General features: G+C 57.2%; 20 protein-coding genes. 9 read left to right on the forward strand and 11 right to left on the reverse strand.

What is annotated here, in order from left to right:
* The first annotated feature begins 115 nt into the window (after positions 1-115).
* The 5 genes from RBB75_RS20235 (at position 116) to tpiA (ending at position 3,979) form a co-directional block, all read left to right on the forward strand.
* Positions 116-748 (forward strand): pyridoxamine 5'-phosphate oxidase family protein, encoded by a 633-nt coding sequence (locus tag RBB75_RS20235; protein ID WP_353069123.1) that lies wholly within the window; start codon positions 116-118, stop codon positions 746-748.
* Positions 749-1,035: 287 nt separating this feature from the next.
* Positions 1,036-1,410, forward strand: a complete 375-nt coding sequence (locus RBB75_RS20240) for a RidA family protein (protein ID WP_353069124.1) — start codon at positions 1,036-1,038, stop codon at positions 1,408-1,410.
* A gap of 26 nt (positions 1,411-1,436) precedes the next feature.
* Positions 1,437-1,931, forward strand: a complete 495-nt coding sequence (locus RBB75_RS20245) for a hypothetical protein (protein ID WP_179638410.1) — start codon at positions 1,437-1,439, stop codon at positions 1,929-1,931.
* A 1-nt stretch (position 1,932) separates the two neighbouring features.
* Positions 1,933-3,153, forward strand: coding sequence for a phosphoglycerate kinase (locus RBB75_RS20250; RefSeq protein WP_179638411.1), 1,221 nt, complete (start codon positions 1,933-1,935; stop codon positions 3,151-3,153).
* Between the two features lie 64 nt (positions 3,154-3,217).
* Positions 3,218-3,979 carry a triose-phosphate isomerase gene (gene tpiA, locus RBB75_RS20255; RefSeq protein WP_353069125.1) on the forward strand — a complete coding sequence of 254 codons (762 nt, stop codon included), beginning with the start codon at positions 3,218-3,220 and terminating at the stop codon, positions 3,977-3,979.
* Between the two features lie 47 nt (positions 3,980-4,026).
* On the opposite strand, the gene lepB is transcribed toward tpiA, so the two are convergent.
* The gene (gene lepB / locus RBB75_RS20260; protein WP_353070423.1) at positions 4,027-4,557 is read right to left on the reverse strand and encodes a signal peptidase I; all 531 of its coding nucleotides are present in this window, start codon (positions 4,555-4,557) and stop codon (positions 4,027-4,029) included.
* 416 nt (positions 4,558-4,973) lie between these two features.
* Between lepB and murQ the strand changes: the two genes are divergently transcribed.
* Entirely contained in the window at positions 4,974-5,942 is a 969-nt protein-coding gene (murQ, locus tag RBB75_RS20265; RefSeq protein ID WP_353069126.1) for an N-acetylmuramic acid 6-phosphate etherase, read from the forward strand.
* A gap of 3 nt (positions 5,943-5,945) precedes the next feature.
* Here murQ and RBB75_RS20270 read toward each other — a convergent pair whose 3' ends face one another.
* From RBB75_RS20270 to RBB75_RS20280, 3 genes are read right to left on the reverse strand one after another with little or no spacing between them, the layout of a single operon-like run.
* Positions 5,946-7,685 carry a hypothetical protein gene (locus tag RBB75_RS20270; protein WP_353069127.1) on the reverse strand — a complete coding sequence of 580 codons (1,740 nt, stop codon included), beginning with the start codon at positions 7,683-7,685 and terminating at the stop codon, positions 5,946-5,948.
* Positions 7,686-7,703: 18 nt separating this feature from the next.
* The gene (locus RBB75_RS20275; RefSeq protein ID WP_179638414.1) at positions 7,704-8,288 is read right to left on the reverse strand and encodes a class D sortase; all 585 of its coding nucleotides are present in this window, start codon (positions 8,286-8,288) and stop codon (positions 7,704-7,706) included.
* Between the two features lie 2 nt (positions 8,289-8,290).
* Positions 8,291-9,037 carry a hypothetical protein gene (locus RBB75_RS20280; RefSeq protein WP_179638415.1) on the reverse strand — a complete coding sequence of 249 codons (747 nt, stop codon included), beginning with the start codon at positions 9,035-9,037 and terminating at the stop codon, positions 8,291-8,293.
* Positions 9,038-9,489: 452 nt separating this feature from the next.
* Between RBB75_RS20280 and murA the strand changes: the two genes are divergently transcribed.
* Positions 9,490-10,770: a UDP-N-acetylglucosamine 1-carboxyvinyltransferase gene (gene murA, locus RBB75_RS20285; protein ID WP_353069128.1), complete on the forward strand. Its 1,281-nt coding sequence runs from the start codon at positions 9,490-9,492 to the stop codon at positions 10,768-10,770.
* Positions 10,771-10,786: 16 nt separating this feature from the next.
* On the opposite strand, the gene RBB75_RS20290 is transcribed toward murA, so the two are convergent.
* Entirely contained in the window at positions 10,787-11,254 is a 468-nt protein-coding gene (locus RBB75_RS20290) for a GNAT family N-acetyltransferase (RefSeq protein ID WP_353069129.1), read from the reverse strand.
* Positions 11,255-11,487: 233 nt separating this feature from the next.
* On the opposite strand from RBB75_RS20290, the gene RBB75_RS20295 reads away from it, so the two are divergent.
* Complete coding sequence (locus RBB75_RS20295; protein WP_306459677.1) at positions 11,488-12,567, forward strand: LacI family DNA-binding transcriptional regulator; 1,080 nt, start codon at positions 11,488-11,490, stop codon at positions 12,565-12,567.
* Positions 12,568-12,574: 7 nt separating this feature from the next.
* Complete coding sequence (locus tag RBB75_RS20300) at positions 12,575-13,786, forward strand: MFS transporter (RefSeq protein WP_179638418.1); 1,212 nt, start codon at positions 12,575-12,577, stop codon at positions 13,784-13,786.
* A 335-nt stretch (positions 13,787-14,121) separates the two neighbouring features.
* On the opposite strand, the gene RBB75_RS20305 is transcribed toward RBB75_RS20300, so the two are convergent.
* From RBB75_RS20305 to glnD, 6 genes are all read right to left on the reverse strand, one after another.
* Positions 14,122-14,760: a PEP-CTERM sorting domain-containing protein gene (locus RBB75_RS20305; protein ID WP_353069131.1), complete on the reverse strand. Its 639-nt coding sequence runs from the start codon at positions 14,758-14,760 to the stop codon at positions 14,122-14,124.
* Between the two features lie 429 nt (positions 14,761-15,189).
* Entirely contained in the window at positions 15,190-16,341 is a 1,152-nt protein-coding gene (mqnE, locus tag RBB75_RS20310) for an aminofutalosine synthase MqnE (protein WP_179638419.1), read from the reverse strand.
* 38 nt (positions 16,342-16,379) lie between these two features.
* Positions 16,380-18,389, reverse strand: coding sequence for a WD40/YVTN/BNR-like repeat-containing protein (locus RBB75_RS20315; RefSeq protein WP_179638420.1), 2,010 nt, complete (start codon positions 18,387-18,389; stop codon positions 16,380-16,382).
* 113 nt (positions 18,390-18,502) lie between these two features.
* Positions 18,503-20,134 carry a hypothetical protein gene (locus RBB75_RS20320; protein ID WP_179638421.1) on the reverse strand — a complete coding sequence of 544 codons (1,632 nt, stop codon included), beginning with the start codon at positions 20,132-20,134 and terminating at the stop codon, positions 18,503-18,505.
* A 228-nt stretch (positions 20,135-20,362) separates the two neighbouring features.
* Positions 20,363-20,980, reverse strand: coding sequence for an NADH-quinone oxidoreductase subunit B (locus RBB75_RS20325; RefSeq protein ID WP_179638422.1), 618 nt, complete (start codon positions 20,978-20,980; stop codon positions 20,363-20,365).
* Between the two features lie 120 nt (positions 20,981-21,100).
* Positions 21,101-23,746, reverse strand: a complete 2,646-nt coding sequence (gene glnD / locus RBB75_RS20330; protein WP_353069132.1) for a [protein-PII] uridylyltransferase — start codon at positions 23,744-23,746, stop codon at positions 21,101-21,103.
* Positions 23,747-23,796: the final 50 nt, after the last annotated feature.

Raw genomic sequence — 23,796 nt, forward strand, 5'->3', positions numbered from 1 at the left:
CCGTATTCAACCCTGCCAGGGTTCCTTCTGCATACTGGTTCCTTCTGCATCCTATCGAGCCCGCCGTGAATCAATAGTTCAGGCAGCGAGTCCACCTGCCCGGATCGAGCACGTTATGGGTCGCTTTCAGGAACTGGCATTTACCCCACTCGTCAAACAACATCAGCAGGAGCACGGCAGCCGGCGCCAGTATGAGCGAATGGCGGAACACTCGCCGTCAGGAAGCACGCTTGGACCTGACGAGCAGGCCTTCATCGCTCTGCGGGACAGCTTCTACATGGCTTCGGTCAGTGAGACAGGCTGGCCTTACGTACAGCACCGCGGCGGCCCAAAGGGCTTCGTCCGCGTCATCGAGCCCGGCCTCCTCGGCTTCGCGGACCTGCGCGGCAACAAGCAGTACATCAGTCTGGGAAACTTCGACCACGACGCGCGTGTCGCTCTCTTCTTCATGGACTATCCCAACCAGACGCGCCTCAAGATCCTTGGCCGCGTCGAAATCCATGAGCACGACTCCCAGGCCCCAGCGCTGATCGAATCCTTCCGGCCCACGGAGAAGTCTTCGATAGTCGAGCGAGTCATCCTAATCCACGTCGAAGGCTTCGATTGGAACTGCCCGCAGCACATCACCCCTCGCTACACCGTAGAGGAGATTCAGGAAGTGCTGGCGCCCCTTACTCAAAAGCTCGCAAAGCTCGATGAAGAAAACGCAAAGCTGCGCGAGAAGCTTCACCGCCTGTCGCAGAGATAGAACCGTCCAGCGCGACCTAGCAGATCTCCGAGCCATCGTAGAATCTGCGCGGCATCACGGTCGTCCCTCGCCGTTCGCGGGTGCTGACATCTCCTCTCGGAATGGCCTGCTATGATTCCATCAAAATAAACCTGAAAAAGATGGCGCATTTTTAGCACCCGAAAAAGTGACTGCTAAAACACCACATCAGCCACGCAAATCACCACATTCCCACCACCAAAACACCACACGAAAACACGCCTTTCCCCAAAAAACCCCAACAAAACCGAGCATCCACTACAAAAAAAATGACACGAAAAAACATTCTCGGCACCTCCCCCTTCGAGCCGATCATCGGCTTTTCGCGCGCCGTCCGCATCGACAACCACGTCCACGTCTCCGGAACCGGTCCGGTGGGTGCAGACAATGCAGCAGTCGCCGAACAAACTGAACAGTGTCTGACCTTGATCGCCACAGCGCTCAAAAACGCCGGCAGCTCTATCGAGCAGGTGTACCGCACTCGCATGTACCTCACCCGCGCCGAAGACTGGGAGGCCGTCGGCCGCGTTCACGGCCAGTTCTTCGGGCATATTCGTCCCGCCGCCACTATGGTGGTCGTCGCCGCGCTGCTCAACCCCAAGTGGCGCATCGAGATCGAAGCCGACGCCTTGATCTCCGAATAGCAGCTCGGGATGTTTTAGAATTCCCCATGCCAAGCGATCCAAACCGCTCCGTCCCGAAGGCCATCCTGGTCGGCGCGATGGTAGCCGCGCTGTTGGACATGATCGATCCGATCATCTTCTATGGTCTGCGCGGAATACCTCCAAGGCAGATCCCGCAGTCCATCGCGAGCGGCATCCTTGGCCGCGCCGCGTACTCTGACGGCATCCCCAGCGTCCTCCTCGGTCTGGCTGCGCATCTCTTCATCGCATTGGTCTGGGCGACGCTCTTCGTCCTCGTAGCGCGTGCCGTTCCGTTTCTTGCCGACCACGCGATCACGGCCGGCCTATTGTATGGAGCGTTCATCTATGCGGTGATGTACCACCTGGTGCTTCCGCACACGAATCTTTACCCGAGGAATAATCCGAATCCAGCTCCCGCGGTTCTCCTTAATAGCATCGCCGCGATGGTTTTTCTGGTCGGCTTACCCATATCTTTGGCCAATCGACGCTTCTCACCATCATCTCGGGTATCCTCTAACTGACATGGCCAAGCTATCGATCCGCGACCTCGACCTCACCGATAAGCGCGTCCTCATTCGCGTCGACTTCAACGTCCCTCTCAAAGACGGCATCATCACCGACGACACTCGTATTCGCGAGACTCTCCCGACGATCGAGTACGCTCTGCGCCACAAGGCCAAGGTCATCCTCTGTTCGCATCTGGGCCGCCCCAAAGGCAAGCCGGTCGCCTCCATGAGCCTACGTCCGCTTGTCGATCATCTCCGCACCCGGCTCGACCACATTCTGGGCGATGACGAAAACGTAGCTTTCTCGCCTGACTGTATTGGTGTCGTCGCCAGCGAGATGGCGCTCAATCTCGAATCTGGCCAGCCATTGCTGCTTGAGAACCTTCGCTTCCACGCGGAGGAAGAGGCCAACGATCCAGTCTTCGCGCAAAAGCTCGCCTCGCTCTGCGACATCTACGTCAATGATGCGTTTGGCAGTGCTCACCGGGCCCACGCCTCCACGGAAGGGATCACCCACTACGTGAAACAATCCGCGGCCGGGCTGCTGATGGAGAAGGAGTTGACCTACCTCGGAAAGGCTCTTACGGAGCCCGACAAACCGTTTGTCGCGATTATCGGCGGAGCCAAGGTGTCGGATAAGATCCAGGTGATCGACAACCTATTGGAAAAGGCTGACGCCATCATCATCGGCGGAGGTATGGCCTATACGTTCCTCAACGCGCAGGGGCAGAGTACGGGAAAATCGCTGGTCGAAATCGACAAGATCGACGTCGCCAAAGCCGCGCTTGAAAAGGCGAAGGCTAAAGGCGTTCGCTTCCTTTTGCCGATTGACCACGTACTTGCCGACAAGTTCGCTCCGAACGCGAAAACCAAGGTGTTCTTTGGCGATGGTCCCTTCCCGGAAGATATGATGGCGCTCGACATCGGCTCGAAATCCATTGCGCTCTTTGAGGAGGAGATCGCCGAGGCGCGCACCATCATCTGGAACGGCCCCATGGGAGTCTTCGAGATGCCTGCCTTCGCTCGCGGCACAAACGAGATTGCCGCTGCTGTTGCGCGCAATCACGACGCCACCACCATCGTCGGTGGCGGAGATTCTGTTGCTGCGATCCAGCAGTCCGGATTTGCCAACAGGATCACCCACATCTCTACCGGCGGTGGCGCGAGCCTCGAATTCCTCGAAGGCAAGACGTTGCCCGGCGTAGCCGCACTGACAGACAACCAGAGATTTCGCTAGTCGCCAACGTGTTGTGACAGAGTCCTTCCCAAGTCCGCAAAGAAAATGGAATACTGATTCGCACATGCGAAAGCCATTGATCGCCGCCAACTGGAAGATGTACAAGACGCCCAATGAGTCCTTAGCCTTCCTCAGAGAGTTTCTTCCTCTGGTGAAGGATCACACGACCAGCGAGATTGCGATCTTCCCCACCATGTCTTCGCTTGGCTACGTCATCGAGGCGACCAAGGGGACGAACGTCACCGCCGGCGCCCAGACGATGCACTGGCTGAACGAAGGGCCTTACACTGGCCAGACATCCCCGACAATGCTTGAAAGCATCGACTGCACCCGGGTGCTGCTGGGCCACTCCGAGCGGCGCATCTACGCCCACGAGACTGACGACATGGTCAATCTGAAACTGAAGGCCGCCCTCGATCACGAGCTGATCCCAGTTGTCTGTGTTGGCGAGACGCTCGACAAGCGTCAGTCCGGCCTGACCGAAGCGGTTCTGCGCTGGCAGATTGCCTGCGCACTCAACGGCATCAAGGGAGCATCTTGCGGGAACCTCGTCATCGCCTACGAGCCTGTCTGGGCGATTGGGACCGGCAGCGTTGCGACCCCGGAGCAAGCCAACGAAGCTCACGCCATCATTCGCCGCGAGGTGGCAGCCCACCTGGGCTCTCCCTGCGCCAGTGGCATGCGCATTTTGTACGGCGGTTCAGTCAAACCAGACAACGTCGCCAGCCTGATGTCCCAGCCCGAGATCGACGGGGCTTTGGTTGGTGGGGCAAGCCTGCAGGCTAAATCCTTTGCAGAGATCGTCCGTAACGCCACCGCGGCCTGATACGGCAACAAATGTGCTGTCCCCTGTCCGGCGACTATTGTTCCTGCCTAACGGACAACCCCTGCCTGATCCATCGGCCAGTAGACAAATGCCGCCTTGCCATAGATTAGATTCCGGTCGACTGGCCCGAAGTCGCGGCTGTCGCTTGAGATCGACCTATGATCCCCCATCACAAAGTATTCATTTCCCGGCACAGTCATCTCCGGTTGCGATCTGTCATCGACAAACCGCCTTGGCACATAGCTCTCCGAGATGCGTTTTCCGTTCACAATGACCTGCCCATGATCGATCCGCAGGGTATCTCCCGGCAGGGCGATCACCCGCTTGATGTAACTCTTCTCATGGTCATGGGGATAGAGAAAGACGACCACGTCGCCGCGTTGAATCTCGCCGACCCGGTATGCGATCTTATTGATGAACAGCCTGTCCTGATCCTCCAGCATAGGCAGCATGCTGGTTCCCTCTACTCGTACTGGCTGATAGAGAAAGATGATGATGAACGCCGATACCGCTACCGAGATCACCAGGTCGCGCAGCCAGGAGTGCATGACTCCCTTCCGCTGTCCTGACGGCTCCATCTGCTGTCGATTTTCTGGTTCCGGCTGAACCTTCCCGGTCTCCACGCGATCTTCCGAATCCTCTAACATTTAGACGCACCAATCTAAGAGTTGCAATCATCAGGCTGCTTGCCGGCGTGTGGTCTCCTGAGCGTTCAGCCTGGGTAAACCAATTGAGCCGAGATGCATCTTATGTACTCAGTGGAGACTTCGGTCAACTGAAGCCCCGGAGGCTTTAACTTCAGCCTTATAACTTTATGAGAACTTTTCGTTTGAATCAGAACTTTCTGCATATCACAGGTCGACTTAGTTCGCCACCCCAATCATCATCTGCCGTAACCCCGCCCCTTTATGATAACTCGCATGGGGCAAACCTTTCTTGACGCATCTGAGAGGGTTAGGACTAGAATTGCCCCAGCAGAACAGTAGGAAAACTTATGGCAACCCTTACCATGCTTGAGCAGGCCCCGACACCAAAACCCGTCAACCGTGGCGCAGCAGACTACAACGATCTCACCACGGAGACCGCCAACGCCGCCTCAGAGGGACTCGACACCAAGTCCGCACTCGAGATCGCCCGAATCATAAATCACGAAGACGCCAAGATCGCAACCGCAGTCAAAAAGGCGCTGCCTGAGATCGCTATCGTCATCGATACTGTCGCTCGCTCCCTGCGCGATGGTGGCCGACTGATTTACGTAGGAGCCGGCTCCAGCGGCCGCATCGCCTCTCTCGACGCCTCGGAGTGTCCACCAACGTACTCTACCGCTCCTTCGCAAGTCCAGTACATAATGGCCGGCGGCCCCAAAGCTCTCGCATCTGCCTCCGACGTGAACGAGGATTCACCGGAGATTGGCCAGCGCGACATCGCCCGACGACGCCCGACCCGCAAAGACATCGTCATCGGAGTCTCGGCGAGCGGCCGCACGCCTTACGTGGTCGGCGCGGTTGAGTATGCGCGGGCTCGGGGAGCTAAGACCGCCGCGATCACATGCAACCTCAATACCCCGCTCTCCGATGTTGCAGACACCACGGTCATCACTGAAGTCGGCCCTGAGGTTATCTCAGGCTCTACGCGCATGAAGTCTGCGTCAGCCCAGAAGATGGTGCTGAACATGATCACTACTGGGGCTATGACGCGGCTCGGGTACGTCTACGACAACCTCATGGTCAATGTGCACATGAAGAACGCGAAGCTGGTAGAGCGCGGCATTCGCGTGCTGATGACGGTGTGCGATATCGATCGTGATACTGCGATCCGCACCATCAAGTCCGCGGGCAAATCGATTCCGATCGCCGTCGTTATGCTAAAGGCTAACGTCGACAAGATGGAGGCTGTGCGGCGCCTCACCAAGTCGGATGGCAACGTTCGCCTCGCTATTGACGACTCTCGCCTCGAACTCTGATTGTCAGGAAGCGCAGCCACCCACGCATGCGGTGCTGAATTGCGCTTGCTTTACTCCCGGCATGTCCTGATCCCGCCACACTCCGCCCTGGGCCTTCCACGGACTGACCGAGATGGTAGGTTGATCCTGCTCTGACGTGATCTTCCACTGCCCGTCGATTCGTTTGAGTGTCAGACGAGTCGGCACGAACGACTCTAAAATCTCCGACTGCTCGGGCTCGCTGATGAAGTGTTTCATAAGGCGAACCTCAGCCTCCGACTCTGTCTGCCGTTCAATGACAATATCCTCCATCTTTACGGTCCACAGGCCTTTTCGCATGCGGTTGGTAGCCTCGCGGTCTCGCAGAACCGCGGCTCGTCCGACGTTTCGCTGATCAAGATAGCGATCCAGTTTGTCCGCATAGAAAGAAGCTTGAGCATTTGCATCTCTTGTCTGCATAGAAGCCGCCCACCCTTGCAACCACCGCTTCACTTCCACACTATTAGCGACAGGCTGGGGATTGGGATTTGGTAAAGAGGGCACGGGAGACGGCGTCTTGGCCAACGGGCCTTCAGAGGCTTTCGGATCGATCGGTAGAGGTGCTGTCGGTAGTGGCGCCGAAACCGCTGGAGCATGAATCTCTGGCGACGAAAAATACTTCGCAGCAATCGAGGCAGGATAGGCGAAGAGATCGGGATGTAAGGAATACAAACGATACCCCACTCCTGCCAGCGCCAGCAGTATGGCAAAGGCGGCTATCCCTCGCGCAATTTTTTTCCACCCAGAGGTTCGCTCCTCTTCCATTTGAAGTCTATGCGGTGGTATTCGAGCGTTCCAGGTCAGTTCATCTTCGCGTCCCAATCCGGCATCGAACTCTGGATGTCTAACGGGATTACGCGCGGCTTCCCAGAGGGGAGCCTGGTTCGCTGCTGTCGGGCGTGCCTGCCCCTCGGTCCGTGCTTTGGTCTGAGCGGTAGTCTGTGTTGCGGTCGGCGCCGAATCGATCGCTCTTGTCGCTCTTTCTGGCCCATTTTTGATACCTGCGGGACGATACTCCATTGGTGGGGCGATAAATGGCTCCGCGATAGGCGCAGGGGGAGACTCGCTTCTTTGATCGGGCAGTTCAAAGCCCTGCGGCTCGTCAAGGTCAACGAGAGCGGCTGCGCCCCATCCCGAATCAGGAGCAGCAGCCGTCATGGCCTCCATCACAGTCTCTGGAGTCACGGCCGAAGCTGCCTTCTCCTCTGAGGGCTGTAACGTCTCTGTCTCTTCTGACAGCCACACCTTCTCCTCAGACGGCTCCAACTCCCTCAGTTCATCCCTCAGTTCAATTGCGTTCGGATCTTCGGGCCTGTCGATTACCGTCGTCGATGAAGCCACGCCCGTTGTGGACGACGCCGACTTTCTTGCTGCTGTATAAGCCGCTACGCGCATGGAATCGAGGTGAATCTGCGCCTTCATCTGTTCAAACAGTTCATCCAGTTTGGACCGAACCACCTCCTGTTGCGAGGTCTCTCCCAGGAGCGCAGACGCCTGGAAGTTCACTTCCCCCTGGATCACGGTCTCGTTGTTCTCCGCATTCACACAGAACACCGTAGTGTCGTGCTGGTTCTTTGATCGTGGCGACGGTCCTACGCCTCGTAGCGTAATTCGGTCGCCAGATCGCACTACCTCGCTGGAGATCTCTCGCGAACACATCTCCAACGCACGCAAAACCATCTCCGGATCCGGAGTCTGTACTGTTTCGTGGATCTCAAATCTCATAGCGCCTCATCCCTACTTCTAATGGATGGCAAAAACCCCGTCTGGGGAAGCCGACAAAAGGTGGGCATGAACAATAAAACGTTCCGGCGCTGCGCCCACATAGTCGAACGGAAAACAAGTAATGAGCGTAAGCTCTGGCCTGGAGGCAATGTTCAGCACTCCTACCTTGTCGGGACTCACAATTTCAGTCGAGTCCACAACGTAGTGATAGGTGCCGCTTTTATCGATCAACCGCACCTCCATCTTCGCGGCGATCCTGCGCAACGGCCGGAAGAACGAATCGCGATGACCTGCCAGCCCCACCGTACCAAGGCCACCCGGCACCGCGGTCCCGGGAATATGGCCCACTCCCCGATGCAAACTGTCTCTATCATAGTCGGCTGTAATCGGTGCTGACAACGCGAGTGCGGGAATCTCAATCCTGCCAATCACATCCCCTGCCGCAGGCGCGACGTCCGGGGCGATTCTGGCTGGAAGAGGCTCTCCGATCCGTTCCGCGAGCCTCTGGGTCTCCTTTGCTTGAACACCCAGCACCAGGCAGTATCCAACGCAAAGGAGACCGCACGCCCATAGAAGACGCTCAGCGTATGCGAGGACTCGCATATCTATTCCCGTAGCAACGACTCTTGATTCAAAGTGGACACACGGCTGTAGGCGATCAGTCGCAGAAGCGCTGCGGCGAGCAAGGAGCAGAAGCCCAGCAGCCATACCAATGGCACCGGGCTGGCGGTATGGGGCAGCGCTTTGATCACTGGCTTCTGAACGCTGGCCACTTGCATGTATCGCTCCGCCTTGATGCCTGGCTTCGCACTGGCAGCATCGCCAGCCCCGCTGGGCCCTACCTGCTCGAGCGAAAGCAGCCAGAGCGTCAGCAGTTGCATGTCGTCCTGAGACAGCGTGTTATCGGTGACCTTCCCCTCCGACGCCGGATCGACGGCAGGCACCTTCGCGGGGTTTGAGGTGGCTATCGCAACCGCCTCAGCCTTCGGATAGACGAACTCTATGACCGAAGAGCCTCCGGGGAAGTACCACCCCTTGAGGTACTGAGAGCCATCAGCGGGATTAGCCCATCTCACAGCCCCGCTAGCCGATGGTTTCTGTATGTTGCCGTTTGGAATGCCGAGAAAGGTTGAGTGCACATCACCCTTCACCGAATCAACCTTCAGAATCACCCGGTCCGACAGGCGACTCACAACGTGGATTGTGTAGGAGCCAGGTTCAAGCGTAACCCCAGGAATGTGCGACGGGTTGGAGATCGTGAAATCAGCGGCGGGAGTCGCCGGCCCGGCAGCCCATACCTTCGGGCTGAAAAGGCACAAAGAGGCGCAGAATATGAGAGCTTTGAGTCGCATCGTTTCTCCTTGCAGGATCGACTTACGTCCGTGATATGCAAGGTGTACGCGAAAAGTTAGTCGTTAGGTTGGAGGAAAGATACGAGTAACTCAACTTTTTTAGCGCCGGTAATCCGCTTATCCAAATTTGATTCGATTGGTAATCGAAAGACCGATTACGAGGCCGAATGAAGCTGAAATACTTTTCACATAGATAACCATGCGCTCAAAAGTACTCCAGGTTTGACGACTTTCGCGCGCTTTTGAGTTTGGACATCGCTAACTTGCGGTGCTTGGGCCCTTTTAGCAATCTAGAAAACGGCACTAACATTCTTGAAATGAAACACTTATAGGACAGACACCAGCGGGTTGAGTAGCGGCTTTTGATAGCGAAGACGCTCTTTATAGCTGAGAAGGGTGGCCGTACCAGCGACGTTACTCATTTCCACGCGGAATCTTCGTAAACTGTCAAAATGGACAAGTTCGTAATACGCGGCGGCAATCCCCTTCTCGGCACCATCAAAGTGTCCGGAGCAAAAAACTCCGCTCTCCCCTGCATGGCCGCCGCCATTCTGACCGAAGACGAGGTAATCCTCGAAAACATTCCTCAGGTCAACGACATCGAAACTGAGCGCAAGCTCTTAACCAGCATGGGTGCTGAGGTGGAACTAGGTTATGGCCGCGCCCAGCATCGCACCCGCATCAAGTGCGCCATCCTGTCCGACCCCGTCGCAAAGTACGAGATCGTCAAGACCATGCGCGCCAGTTCTCTGGTGTTGGGGCCTCTTATTGCGCGCACCGGCATAGCACGCGTTGCCATGCCCGGAGGCTGCGCCATCGGCGGCCGCCCCATCGACCTCCACATCAACGGTCTCGAAGCCATGGGCGCTACGATCACCCAGGATCACGGCTACCTGGAAGCCCGTGCCGATCGGCTGAAGGGCGCTCACATCGTCTTCGACAAGATCACGGTCACCGGCACCGAAGACCTGTTGATGGCCGCGACTCTCGCCGAAGGAGAGTCCATCTTCGAGAACTGCGCGCGTGAGCCAGAAGTCACCGATCTTGCAGCCCTGCTCATTGCCATGGGAGCAAAGATCGAAGGCGCAGGCACCGGCACGATCCGCATTCAGGGCGTCTCCAAACTCCACGGCGCACGCCATCGCATCAACCCAGACCGCATCGAGGCCGGCACCTTCCTCATCGCGGGAGCCATCACAGGCGGCGACCTCAACGTCGACTGCTGCGAACCCAAACACCTCGGCGCGCTCATCACCAAGCTGGAACAGTGCGGCGTCAAGATCGACGTCGGCACCGACCACGTTCGCGTGCGCTCCGGTGGAGAACTTAAAGCTGCCGATATCACTACAGAAGAGTACCCAGGCTTCCCTACCGATATGCAGGCTCAGTACATGGCGCTCGCCACCCAGGCCGAAGGCACCAGCACCGTGATCGAAAACATCTTCGAAAACCGCTACATGCATGTACAGGAGCTCATTCGCATGGGCGCGAACATCACCATCTCCGGCCGCACCGCGACTGTGCGTGGCAAGACGCCTCTGCAATCAGCTGCTGTCATGTGCTCGGACCTTCGCGCCTCCGCCTCCCTTGTACTTGCTGCATTGGTGGCCGATGGCGAAACCATCCTGGACCGTATCTATCACCTCGACCGAGGCTACGAGCACTTCGAAGAGAAGCTTCGCGGCGTCGGCGCTCAGATCCGCCGTATGGGAGATGTCTTCGGGAGAAAGTAACTGGCCGAGTTGCAAACTACAGATTCTTGCGATACACAAAAGCATCCAGCCCGGCTCTGCCATAGAACCTGCGGCTAACACTCACTCGTCCGTATCCTGAACTCTCATAAAACCGGATCGCGCCGTCGTTGCCTGTGAACACATGTAGCTCCATCCACTGCGCTCCGGCAGCGGCTGCGTGTTCTTCAGCCTGTGACAAAAGCCTCTGAGCCAGGCCGTGCCTTCTGTATTGTTCTGCAACATCCAACGTCACAACATACGCTCGCTGTTTTCCAGCTACAGGCTCTATGTGAACGATCACAAAACCGATGATCTTCCCACTTGCCAGGAGTGCGATGCGAACGATCGCATCCGGCTCCTCGGCGAACGCGCGCATTGACTCTCGATCAAACCGAAACGCTGGCGAAAAGCACTCTTGATCCAGCGAATACATCGCATCGAGATCACCTGGCCGATACTCCTTTAGTTCAATCTCTTCGATCATCAGACACCCAGACTAATAGCAGCAGCCTCCTGGGATAAGCAGCCGACAGGGAGCTATGGAAGAATTGACTAGGATATCCTTGAATCCTTGTCATCCCAAAATCTCCAGGGGTTGTCTTTTTGTAATTGAAATTGGTTTGTTACTACTCTCTCGTCCGGTAAGGTTCCTGTTCCCCGTCTTCCAACGAAGGGTGTACAACTGTTGCCGTACTCAAAAGGAAGAACTTCCGGAACATGATGAAAGTACATAAGAAGGACTGCAAGCCGGATGCCAGCAAACCCGTTACGCTGAAGACTCTGGCGGAGTATCTCGACCTATCCCCGGCAACGATCTCGATCGTTCTCAATAACTCACCCGTCGCGAAGTCGATCTCTCCCGCAACCAGGGAGCGCGTTCTGGACGCTGCTAAAAAATTCGAGTACCGGCCCAACCTGCACGCCCGCATGCTCCGTACACGCATTACCAACACCATCGGGGTGATCGTTCCAGAGCTTAGCGAAGGCTACTTCACAGGGGTTATGCTCGGCGTCGAGCAATATCTCCTTCAGGAAGGATTTCTCTACTTCACAGTCAGCCACCTTGGCCGCGCCGATCTACGAGAGGAGTATCAGGAACTCCTCATGAGTCGCCGCGTCGATGGTTTCCTGCTTGTCAACACGGAGCTTTCCGTGAACGTCTCGCTGCCTGTTGTCGGAGTGTCTTCCCACAGCAAATCGCCGGGCGTCTCCAACATCATGCTCGACCACGACTTCGCCGCCAAAAAGGCTCTCCGCCACCTCTATGACCTCGGTCATCGCAAGATTGCCTTCATGAAAGGTCAGCGTTACTCCCTGGACTCCGAAGCCCGCTGGAAGTCCATCGTCAGTACGGCGAATGATCTCGGGCTTACCTTACAGCCTGAGCTTTGCATCTATCTCGAGAAGAATCTCTGGTCGCCCGAACTTGGCTACCCACCCATGCGAGAGCTGCTTGCTCGCACCCATGACTTCACTGCCCTGTTCTGCTTCAACGATACTGCCGCCATCGGGGCTATTAGGGCTATTCAGGACGCCGGCCTCTCCTGTCCGCGCGACATCTCAGTCATCGGCTTCGACGATATTATCGTCGCGGAGTACTTCAATCCGCGCCTCACTACTGTTCGCCAGCCGCTTCACAAGATGGGCTGGGCCGCCGCGCAACTGCTTGTCAAACGGATTCAGTATCCCGACGAACCGTATCCTCAGGAGGTATGGTTTGAGCCAGAGCTGGTGGTGAGAGAGTCGACCGCAGCCATTCCAAGCCCATCCCGGTCCCGGCGAGGCAATGGCCGATAGGAGAGCTTTGCAATCCGTTCAGCCGAAGGTGCCCCTGCTGAGCCCGAACCGCGCGAAGATCGTTCGCACACTCGGCCCAGCTTACTTCTACTTTCTCATAGCTGGTACCGTCACAGTCATGTTGGGGCCTCTTCTGCCCCAGCTGATTCGGCACTGGCAGATCCAGGACGCCCAGGCCGGCACCCTCTTCACCGCTGACTTTATCGGCCAACTCTGTGGGGCATGGATCGCCGCTCGCAGTCTCCGTGCGAGCCTCATCTACGGCTCGATTCTCTCCGCAGGCGGATGCATCGCACTTACCTGGCTTGGCTTCGGGGCGGCGCACATCGCACTATTCTGTATCGGGGTCGGCCTTGGCGCGGGTCTTACCGCAGGCAACATCATCGCAGGAACCACGGTTCCAGCCGCTCGGGCGCGGCTACTCGCCATCTTGAATGTCGCATGGGGACTCGGTGCGATCGCCTGCCCCTTGCTGATATACGTGACCTCAGCAGGTGGTATGTGGCGTTTCTTATTCGTTATTGCGGCACTTCTTGTCGCAGCTTCGTTGTTTTCGATAGCGCTGCCACGCACACTCCTCTCCGGCAACGCTTCGGAAACATCGGATCCTCCAGAATCAAAGAGCGCAACGGCTGAGCGGCGGTTCCCTTTGCCTCCACTGCCGCTGATCTGCTTCTCCGCTGCTTTGTTTCTTTATGTAGGGGTCGAAAACTCGTTAGGCGGCTGGCTACCCAGTTACGCCATTCGCTCTAGTTCCTCCCTGCAGGCATCTTCCATCGCTATCTACTTCTGGATCGCAGAACTAATCGGACGCCTGCTGGTGACAGCCCTCATGACCATCCTTAGTGAGGCGACTCTTTATCGACTCTGTCTGGCGATGCTTCTTGTTACCGAAGCTCTGCTCTGTTCCATCTCGCATCCCTCGGCATTCAGCATCGTCGCGCTTACGGTTCTCGGCGGGTTCGCCCTCGCCCCGGTCTTTCCGCTTCTGGTCTCCTTCATGCTTGCCCGTACTGGCAATCACAGGCGGCTCGGCGTGCTGTTCTCGAGCGCCTCCGTAGGAGGTGCAGTGCTGCCTTGGATGACCGGCATATGTTCCACTTACTTTCAAGGCCTCCGCGCCGGATTGCTGGTCCCAGCCGCTGGAGTAGCTCTTCTTCTCCTTCTCTCCGACATCGTCACGGCCAAAGTAATCGCTCCGCTCAAAGTAACCTCGTAGGTTAGCCCAGTCTCGCTGTTAGCAGACAGACCCAGAATCCTCTAGGGAGGACGCCGCCACGAAGAGACCAAGAGAGAGGCCAGGCTGAGCCTGACCTCCGTAAGTGTTAGAACTGCGACCATTATTTGGCAGCGGCTACAAAATGATCACGAAGCTGAATGACGCCGATGACTACGACTGCTGCAATTGCTGGCGAGAATAGAAGATACATAATGCCTCCTTCCCCAAAGAGTGGGTATGTAACTGAAACAGATCTTTATCGGCTGACTGAACAATTGTTTTCAGCAGCGAAGCTGACGCCTGTATAGGAGCAACTGGAAGACCAAAACCGCGGCTCAAACTTTTGAACGAACTAATTTACGGCGAAGCACCCCCGCCATTCCAATCAATCCCGAACCGAACAACATCAAGCTTGAGGGCTCTGGAGTCGTCGCCGTTCCAATAAATTCCTGCGGCCCCGAGGACGTGTCGTTCGCGGGAATATACAAGGTGAACTGATTGAAGTAGCCGGAACTGATCAACTGCTGATCGTTTGCCGCGTGCAATGCATTGCTGGCAAGGACTTCTGCCGTAGAATCGAAGAGCGAATTTCCCATCAGGTCAGCAGAATCGAAGATGCTCCATTCAGCGTACTGAACCTCGCTTGCGGTCACGCCAGCTTGCGGATGGAGAATCTCGGAGTAGAGAATCGCATCGGCGCGATAGTCCTGATCCATGGCAGAGTTTCCCGTGGGGATGCTCTCTTCGGTGATGCTCCAACTCTCGCCAGGAGTGACCTCGCGGTTGTAGTTGAGACACATCAGGTTTACCGTCGACGTGCCGGAGGGGGAGCCAAGTTGAAATGAATAGGGATAGATATCTGCGCTGCCGCCGGAAGGATTCACCGTCCCGCTGTTGAGGGTGAGTGTGTCCGCTTTTACTACCGCCGTAGCAACACCAAGACAGACGATTGAAACAAGTAAGGCAAATTTCATCTAAGACTCCTGAAACTGTTATTAGAGCGACCCCTTGGTTGAGCTTGCGTTCCCGTTTTGGTCCGTGAACACCGGCCCCTATATACGAAATACTTACTTCGCCCTGACTCATTGCAAGTCGCGAACCAATTTCGAAAAAGCTCATAAATTGCACGATCTACTGGCTTTTTGCTACGGATAGATGGCTGTTTGCCCATACCGCTTGACCGCGCCGCGCTAAAAGATTGCCCAAAAAGGAAAAACTTTTCCACTTTGGATCTGCAATATTTAGCGCAAAGCTGATGCTTTGCAATAAAGGTGTAGTTATTAGCAAGATTCGCCGTATTGTGCGGAACTCGATGAAGAACTTAGAGCGGACCCAACAAGAAAGCCTCTTCCCGCAGGAAGAGGCTGAAGTTTCGTGAGTCAAATGTTTGACTGACTACGAAGCTAGACAGCAACCGTAAAGCTGTCTTCGCTCCGGGTCACAGCTCGATACATGGTGTCGCGCTCGAACGGCTCGCGTCCGGCTTCAGCGATAAGCCGCACCAGATCCGCCCGTCGCATTCCTTGCGGAGTCGTCGCACCGGCATCATGGTAGATCTTCTCCTCAATTACGGTGCCATCGATATCGTCTGCACCGAATCGCAGCGAGATCTGCGCCATCTTCGGAGAGACCATCTGCCAGTAGCTCTTGATGTGCGGAAAGTTGTCGAGCATCAGCCGGCCTACAGCGATCTGACGAAGATCAAGCATCCCCGTCGTCCTTGGGATATGCGCCAGCGCAGTGTTGTCCGGATGGAACGACAGCGGAATGAAGGTCTGAAAGCCACCGGTCTCGTCCTGAACCGCGCGCAGCTTCAGCAGATGGTCCACGCGGTCTTCTTCGTTCTCCACGTGCCCGTACAGCATGGTCGCGTTCGATCGCAGCCCGATCTGGTGAGCCATCCGAGCCGTGTCCAGCCACTCGCTGCCATCGATCTTGTGATCACAGATGATATGCCGCACGCGGTCAGCAAAGATCTCCGCGCCGCCACCCGGCATCGAGTCCACCCCAGCCGCCTTCATACGCTCCAGCGTCTCGGGAATCGTCATCTTTCCGCGCTTGGCCAGAAACGCCACCTCCACCATAGTGAACGCCTTGATATGTACCTTCGGAAACCGAACCTTCAACCCCTTCACTAGATCCATGAAGTATTCAAAGGGAAGATCGGGGTGCAGTCCCCCCACGATGTGAAACTCGGTCACCGCCTCCGAGTACCCCGAGGCGGCCGTCTCCCAGGCCTCCTCGAGCGCCATCGTGTAGGTGCCCGCGTCGCCCTTCTTCCGTCCAAACGCACACAACCGGCAGGAGGCCACGCAGACGTTAGTTGGGTTGATGTGCCGGTTCACATTGAAGTAGGCCACATCACCATGCATCCGCTCCCGCACCAGGTTTGCCAACCAGCCCACGGCCAAGATATCCCCGCTGCGGTACAACGCAACTCCATCTTCAAAGCTGAGACGCTCGCCCTGCTGCACCTTAGCTGCGATCGGCAAAAGGGCAGGATCGTCTGTTTGAAAAGAGTGTCGCGCAGGCAAAGTGGACGATTGAAAGCTCATACTTTGATTCTAGTCCCGATCTGTCGTTGCGGCACGTTTCAGTGGCTTGCCATCTCCTTGGAATCAACCATGCGCGGCTGGATGACTACCCCATCAAACCAGGTTGTTCCAACCAGATGGTCCCCCATGGGACGTATCAGCCTGAGGTTCCATCCGGTGTTCCAGTATTGAATCTTCCGGTCGGGCAGATGGACTGCGAACGCGATCGTATTCTTGCTTCCGGCAGCGATAAGCACGCGCTGCGAGACATCGTCATAGAAGATGCTGTTCACATCTCGCAGAAACAGGTCTTTAACGGTCTGCCACGTAGCTCCCTTGTCATCGGACACGAAGATGCCCTGCCGCCCTCCGACCCAAAGTCCGCCGGCATCATCAACAGCCATCGCAGAGACTTGGTCGAGCATCTCGGGGAGCTTGATCGTCGTCCATTGCTGACCACCGTCGAAGGAAAGCACCGCCGAGTTCAAATTCGATGCCAGAACGATAGACTTTCGGGCAGCCACAAAGTTCCAGCCCCTTGGCTCGAAGCCCGGGACTTCCCTCCAGCTCTGACCAGACGTGGTGCTCTCAAAGAGGCCAGTCGAGGTTGCTGCATAGAGCGTGTCTCCTCCACGGGCGAATGCGTTGATCGCGGGTTCAAAGGACCGTAACGGGATGCTCTTATGCACCACGACCGCCGGCGCTTTCTGCGCAGCCCCTGCGTGCGCAGTCTTCTTTCCCGTTCTGGTGGGCGGTGCAGGTGGAGGATTGAGCGTCACATTGTCTACACGGCTCCAGGTGACACCTTGCAGCCTGTAGATCCCATGCCGGGTACCCGCCAGCAAGGCACTATCGGGTCCCTGCGCCAGGCTGAATACATCGTGACCATTTAGTCCCGAACTCGTTTGTGACCAGGTCAGGCCTCCATTGGTGCTGGCAAAGACCCCGCCTAGCGCCTTATCGTTCACCACTCCAACGTAAACTGAGCTGGGACTGGAAGCATCGGCGAGATAGGAAGTAATCTGCCGCGCGGAAAATCCGTTGTTCGACTGAACAAACGAGTTGCCTCCGTCGTTGGAGGCCAACACACCGCCCCGATCCGTCGCAAGCATCACCCGGTTGGCGTTGGTCGGGTCGACGAAGACGTCATTGATGATTACTTCCGGGCCAGTGGTTCGTTGCCAGGTCGCGCCAGAATCCGCCGTGCGCCACAGTCCCTCGGTTGTTCCCGCAAAGACGATGTTGCTGTTCGTCGGATCCTGCATCAGCACCCTGGTTCTACGCGCAGTAGAGGGAATTCCCTGAACTTTCTTGAAGAGATCTCCACCAGTCTGGCTCTTGTAGATTCCGGAGCAGGCGCTGGCATAGACGGTCTTCGGATCCTTAGGATCCACAATGATCGAAAACACGTCGGAGTCGTCGATGACTCCCTGTTTAATGTTGGTCCAATGCTGTCCGCCGTCGACCGTCTTCCAGGGCAGATGCCAGGTTCCCGCGTATATGATCTGAGGATCTACTGGATCAATCGCAATCGATTCGACCTCATGCAGCTCCTGGCTTCCTACCGGGCTAATCAGCTTCCAGTGTTCTCCGCCGTCTACCGATTGATAGACGCCCTTCAAGGTACCGGCCACAAGAGTCTTCGGGTTCGAGGGAGCAGGCGTCAAGGCGCGGATGGACTGCCCTTGCATATCGCTTGGACTTTGCCAGCTCTGGCCACCATCTTTGCTGAGAAATATTCCGCCATCCGGACTGCCAAGCACCCAGGCACCGACAACGATCTGCTTCGAATCAGCGCCGTTGACCACAATCGAGTCCAGCACCAAATCATCCCGTTTGCCGATCCATGCCAGTCGCTTCCAGTCAGCTCCGCCATTCCGCGACTCGTACATCCAGCCCGTTGCCGTGCCCAGATACATATGAGCGTGGTCATGAGGGTCGATCGCAAATGCCCGCGCGTCCCCTCCATCTGGACCATACGGCAGCCAGCTTGCTGCATGCAGTGAAAGGCAAGATACAACGAGAAGGAGAGCTACGAGTGCGAGGGGAAGACGAAGAAATCTGTTCAAGGGAGGGGTCCAGTCTTGTAAAACACAATTATCGAACTTACGGAAAGGTCTATCAACACAAAAGCTGACTGGGAACATTCCCAGTCAGCCATGTGCATGACTACAGCAAATTGTTACTGCTTCTTCTTGTGGTGATGCGTGACTGGTGCGGTCCGTGGCTTGGCGGTTACTGCGCTTTCGTCCACGGGGGTAAGGCCGGTGGTGCTGAGTGTTGCTCCGGCAGGAATCAACGTCGTCGTCACTGTCTTACCGTTATCCGAACCGGTGTAGACCGAGACACGGCTGGCGTCGACACCCTTCTCCGTTACCAGGTAGGCCTTCGTGTTGACGGCACGCTCAGCAGCAAGCTTGTCGCCCTTCTTCTCGGCGCTGTCCTTATCGCCAACTACGGCCAGCTTCGCATCAGAGGTGCGCTGCAGGTTGAGAGCGATATCGTCCAGGCAGGCCTTAGCTTCGTTATCTACACGGGCCGGGCGCTTCTTGTCGCGATCGAAGTTGATCGAGCAAAGCTGGCTGGTCGTTGGCGCTGGCGGCGGCGGCGGTGCGTTGACCGTAACCGTAGTCGTCGCAGAGGCTGTCTGACCCTTGTCGTCCACAACGTTGCAGGTCACCGTGATCGTGCCAGGTGCCGCGCCGGTTGTGGTCAGAGTCGCCGTCGAGTTGCTTCCCGATACCGAGCCAGCCGAAGAGCTGTAGCTGTAGGTCAGAGGACGATTCTGCGGGCTTACACCGCTCGCGGTAATCGTCGAGGAGTCCCCAGGAGCAACCGTCGAAGGATTGGCCGAGCAGCTCAGGGTTGGCGGCTCAAACGCTTTCACGGTGTAGCTGGCTGAGCAGTCCGCCGACTCACCCGGCTTCGCACCCTCGGTTATATGGCCCTTCGCCGTATAAGTTCCAGGGTTCGCAGACGCGGTGTCAATGTTGGCTGTGGTCGAGGTTCCCGTGATCGTGCCGCCATCCGCGGTCCAGTTGTAGGTCGCCGTCTTCTTCGGATTCAGGTTCAGAGGCGTTCCTGTGACCGTAATAGGATCGCCAGGAAAGACAGTCGCAGGGGAAGCTGCGCAGGAGTAGGTCACCGGCGGAGGAGGAATGATATGGCCGAAGTGAGCTACGATACCCGTGCTCAGTTCAGCTCCGCCCAGGTTCGCGCGCCCACCGATTGCGCCACCGGTCGGAGGAGCAACTGGCGGACCATAGTCTGCGTGAACATACTTATAGTCTGCCTGGAAGAGGCGGAGAGAAAATTTGTTATTGAAGAACGGCAGATCATAGTCCATGCCGCCGCCAACCGTCAGGCTTGGTCCCCACTGATACGGATTGTGGTATCCGCCCGACTCAGAGTTTGGGCCGCCTAAACGCGCACCGCCTGCCAGTCCGTGGGCGAACAACGTGAAGTTCTGCATCGGTGCACGGAAGATCGGTCCAGCGGAAGCCGTATACAGGCCATCATTGTTGCCGTCTGGATGAGCCGCGAAGACTACCTCGCCACCAACATACTTGTTGAAGTAATACGCGCCACTTCCGATCGCACCTTTGTCAATCGACGAATAGTTGATTCCCGCCGGCTTTACCTGGCCATGAGCTCCAAAGTACGAGTATCCCAGGAATACGTCGATGCGTGAAGGGTTCGGCCCCACCGGGGCGGCTGTGCTGGGAGTCTGCGCACTGAGACTGGCAACTCCGAGACTGACTGCACATGCAGCCAGTACGTACCGGCGTGTATTACGAAACGGGCGATAAACCATTCGAGTTCCTCCACTCAAAGTCTTGCTTTTTTTTACGAGCCTTCATCTTCATCTACAGGGATCGTTTTGTTGGTTCGATTCCTTACAGCTTACTTCAGTTGCTAATGCATCCGGTAAAAAAATACTCCTCGATGACACTATTTTCAATACGTTACCAGTGAGAAAGGAAAAAACGTTCCTCAGGTGGAATGGATGAACCCTTCCAGTAACTGCACTTTTCTTGGTGCTTTAACTCAAATTCAGGGTTTTTCGCATAGACCCGCGCTCCTGCTGGATCTTTTCCTGCAAAAGCGTGATCGCATACAGCAGCTGCTCCGGTCGGGGTGGACACCCGGGAACGTACACGTCCACTGGAATGACCTGATTAACCCCCTGCAGCAAAGCATAGTTGTTGAAGATTCCACCCGAAGTCGCGCACGCCCCCATCGAGATCACCCACTTTGGTTCAGGCATCTGCTCGTACAGCCGCCGAATTACAGGCGCCATCTTCTGCGAAACCCGCCCCGCGATAATCATCAGGTCGCTCTGCCGAGGCGACGGGCGAAACACCTCCGCCCCAAACCGCGCAATGTCGTACCGCGATCCGCCCATGGACATCATCTCGATCGCGCAGCACGCCAGCCCAAAGGTCATCGGCCAGATGGAGTTCTTTCGCACCCAGTTGATCGCCGCATCCATCGAAGCCAGCACAATGCCCTCCGGCTGCTCATCTCCCCAGCTCACCTCGGTTACCTTTTCATGGTTCTTGCCGGAGCTTTCCAGGTTGCCGAAGAGATAGCGATCGTTTCTTTGCGGAGTGGCTGTGGGACGGCCATTGCTTGTGTTGTCGCTGGTAGTTGTGCCCATGTTTCTAATATAAGACCCTTACACAATCGCCGCATAGTCAATTCCGCATGTAATTGACAGGCAACTCCAAAGCCGCTCGAGTTGAAACAGTGCGTTCGAAGCATGAAACCCTTCTTCAGGCTAGCGCGCATTCTCTTCGATGGCCCGCAACAAAGCCTCTCTCAGCACTTTTTCCTCTTCTTTGTCCAGCTTTGCTTCGCTGCGCGTAAGGTAGAAGACGTCAATGGCCGTCTCCCCCTCCGTATCCACCAGGGCCACCTCAATATTGCAGCCCTGAGCTGCCAGCATCAGGCTTAAAGCCCGCAACAGTCCAGTCGTATCCTGCGCCACCACCTCCAGCAGCGTACTGTGCGACGAGGCCTCATCGTCGAACTCCACCCTGGTCTCGACCACCACCAGCGGGGCCTTCCGCCTACCTCTCCGACGCCCACTCAGCAGCTTCTCCACCGACACCGCTCCGGTCATCACGTCATGGACGCTCTTCACAAACGCCTCGTGCTCGGAGGCATTCATCTCCAGTGTCCGAAAACTGTCCGTAAACCGGAACGTATCCACAACAACGCCCTGCCGGTTCGAAAACGCATCCGCCGTGACAATATTCATCCCCCACGCCGCCAGCACCCCCGCCATCGTCGCGAAGAGCTGCGGTCTGTCCTTCGTCACCAGCGTCAACTCGCTCACCGCAGGCACATAGCGAAAATCCAGCTGCACCGGATCTCCCGCGAACCCCGTCGCCATCTTGAAGTGTGTCCGTACCTGCGCCGGCGTCCTCGTCAGCACGTAGCGCTCCGGAAAACCCTCCAGGTACTCCAGCACTGCCGCCTTCTGCCCCGGCAGCAGAGCCACCACCCGATGCACCAGTTCGCTCTCCTCCTGCGCCCCCAGCCGTTCCTCATCCACGCTGCGGTCCAGATAGTTCGCCGTAGCGATAAAAAGCTGCCAGAGATTCTCTGCCTTCCACGGCGTCAACGCATCCGGATGTACCGCATTGATATCCGCATAAGTAAACAAAGTCAGCATGCGGAGAGCTTCGGGCGTCTGCATCTTTCCCGCGAACGCCTGCACCGTCTCCTCGTCAAAGATATCTCTCCGCAGCGCAGCCGACATCTCCAGGTGATTCGCGATCAAGTTCACCACCAGACCGCTCTCATACGTATCCAGCTCCAGCCGCTCCAGAACACTCTCGGCCATCCGCGCACTCTCCCGCGTATGATCGCCCGTGCTCCGACCCTTACCGGTGTCATGCAGCAACGCTGCAAGATACAGCAGCTCCGGATGCGGCAGCTCCCGCAGCACTCCGCCAAGCCGCATCGCCCACTCCGCCATACCACCCGACTGCGCGCTCTCCAGTCCATGCAGCGTATCGATCAGCACAAACGTGTGTTCATCCACCGTGTAGCGGTGATACGCATCCCGAATCACCAGCGCGTCGATTCCGTGAAACTCAGGGATCAGCAACTCCAGCACGCCCATCGCATGCATCGACCGCAGCGCATCGCCGGCATAAGCGCCCTTCAATATCCCCTGCAGATGATGCCACAGCGCCGGCCCCTCCTCCAGATGCGCCGACAGCAGCGGCAGCCCCTGCGACAACCGCTCTTCCGCATCCCCCCCCAGCGTCACTCCCGTCCGCGCCATTGCCGCAAACACCTGCAGCACCACATCCGGATCCCCTGCCGGATCATGGCCGAACTCGGTCGAAGTCTCAAGCACGACCCGGCCGCGCTCCAGACGAAAGCCATGCTGCACAACCTCCACCTTCCGCTCGCGTTTCAATCCAGGCAGCCGGGACGCGGAGGCTACAGGCATCTCATCTAGCATCTGCGTCACCCGGCGCTCCACGCTGCGCGCATGTCGAAAATAGAGCCGCATCCAATACGCCGCATCCGCCTTCTTCGGCTTGCGGCCCGTCATTCCTACAGCGGTCTCAGCCGCTGCATCCTGCGCCTGCCAATCCAGTGTGTTGTCGTCCCGCTCATGCCGATAGTGCAGAAAACACCGCACCAGCCAAAGAAAATCCACCGCCTTACGAAACTCATTGCCATCGGCAGCCGGCCCGCGATCACTCTCGTTCCCGCCCTTCTTCTGCGCCAACGCGCCCGCGGCACGAAGCTTCGCCATCCACCCGCAAACATGCACATCCCGCAGTCCACCGGGACAGTCTTTGATGTTCGGCTCCAAGTGAAACAGCGTGTCTCCGTACTTCGCATGGCGGGCTCGTGTCAGCTCCAACAGACGAACCGTTATCGTCTTATGCTCCCGCTGCAGCAGCTTCGGCACGCTCTGTTCCGCGAGCTTGTCGTAGAGCAATGCATCCCCGGTCACCCAGCGATGATCCATCAACGACAGCGCAAACTCTGCATTCTCCGCGTCGAACCTCTCGCATTCCGCCAGCTTCCGCGTCGCCGGTGAGACCCGAATCCCGCAGTCCCACATCTCCTGATTCACGCGGCGAATCCCGTCTTTGACATCCCTCTCAGCCAGCCTCCCATCCAGCAAAAAGAGCAGGTCCACATCCGAGTAAGGAAACAGCTCCTTCCGTCCGTATCCGCCAACCGCCACCAGAGAGATTCCATTGCCCAGCCGCGAATCCCGCTCAATCGCCTGCGCCCACAGGTCTCGCACCAACTCATCCAGCGCCGCAGCCCGCGCAGCAATCGTCGCTGCCCCCGAAGCGCCCCCCGCCTCGAACGCGCCACGAACCTCCAGCATCCTCCGCTGGTACGCCGCGCGCCCTCCGCTCCCTGGGTACTCAGTTGCCTTCATGGCCATTGTGCTCGAAAGAACTTTAAGCATACAGCCAACCGTGCCGTCCC

Origin of the sequence: Tunturibacter empetritectus (assembly GCF_040358985.1) — a bacterium.
GTDB lineage: Bacteria > Acidobacteriota > Terriglobia > Terriglobales > Acidobacteriaceae > Edaphobacter > Edaphobacter empetritectus.

Excerpts from the sequence above, each read along its gene's own strand:
- RBB75_RS20305 (WP_353069131.1), bottom strand. The coding sequence starts at position 14,760 with ATGAAATTTGCCTTACTTGTTTCAATCGTCTGTCTTGGTGTTGCTACG.
- RBB75_RS20275 (WP_179638414.1), bottom strand. The coding sequence starts at position 8,288 with ATGCGAGTCCTCGCATACGCTGAGCGTCTTCTATGGGCGTGCGGTCTC.
- RBB75_RS20270 (WP_353069127.1), bottom strand. The coding sequence starts at position 7,685 with ATGAGATTTGAGATCCACGAAACAGTACAGACTCCGGATCCGGAGATG.
- RBB75_RS20250 (WP_179638411.1), top strand. The coding sequence starts at position 1,933 with ATGGCCAAGCTATCGATCCGCGACCTCGACCTCACCGATAAGCGCGTC.
- glnD (WP_353069132.1), bottom strand. The coding sequence starts at position 23,746 with ATGAAGGCAACTGAGTACCCAGGGAGCGGAGGGCGCGCGGCGTACCAG.
- tpiA (WP_353069125.1), top strand. The coding sequence starts at position 3,218 with ATGCGAAAGCCATTGATCGCCGCCAACTGGAAGATGTACAAGACGCCC.
- RBB75_RS20295 (WP_306459677.1), top strand. The coding sequence starts at position 11,488 with ATGATGAAAGTACATAAGAAGGACTGCAAGCCGGATGCCAGCAAACCC.
- mqnE (WP_179638419.1), bottom strand. The coding sequence starts at position 16,341 with ATGAGCTTTCAATCGTCCACTTTGCCTGCGCGACACTCTTTTCAAACA.
- RBB75_RS20320 (WP_179638421.1), bottom strand. The coding sequence starts at position 20,134 with ATGGTTTATCGCCCGTTTCGTAATACACGCCGGTACGTACTGGCTGCA.
- murQ (WP_353069126.1), top strand. The coding sequence starts at position 4,974 with ATGGCAACCCTTACCATGCTTGAGCAGGCCCCGACACCAAAACCCGTC.
- lepB (WP_353070423.1), bottom strand. The coding sequence starts at position 4,557 with ATGGAGCCGTCAGGACAGCGGAAGGGAGTCATGCACTCCTGGCTGCGC.
- murA (WP_353069128.1), top strand. The coding sequence starts at position 9,490 with ATGGACAAGTTCGTAATACGCGGCGGCAATCCCCTTCTCGGCACCATC.
- RBB75_RS20325 (WP_179638422.1), bottom strand. The coding sequence starts at position 20,980 with ATGGGCACAACTACCAGCGACAACACAAGCAATGGCCGTCCCACAGCC.
- RBB75_RS20235 (WP_353069123.1), top strand. The coding sequence starts at position 116 with ATGGGTCGCTTTCAGGAACTGGCATTTACCCCACTCGTCAAACAACAT.
- RBB75_RS20245 (WP_179638410.1), top strand. The coding sequence starts at position 1,437 with ATGCCAAGCGATCCAAACCGCTCCGTCCCGAAGGCCATCCTGGTCGGC.
- RBB75_RS20240 (WP_353069124.1), top strand. The coding sequence starts at position 1,036 with ATGACACGAAAAAACATTCTCGGCACCTCCCCCTTCGAGCCGATCATC.
- RBB75_RS20290 (WP_353069129.1), bottom strand. The coding sequence starts at position 11,254 with ATGATCGAAGAGATTGAACTAAAGGAGTATCGGCCAGGTGATCTCGAT.
- RBB75_RS20280 (WP_179638415.1), bottom strand. The coding sequence starts at position 9,037 with ATGCGACTCAAAGCTCTCATATTCTGCGCCTCTTTGTGCCTTTTCAGC.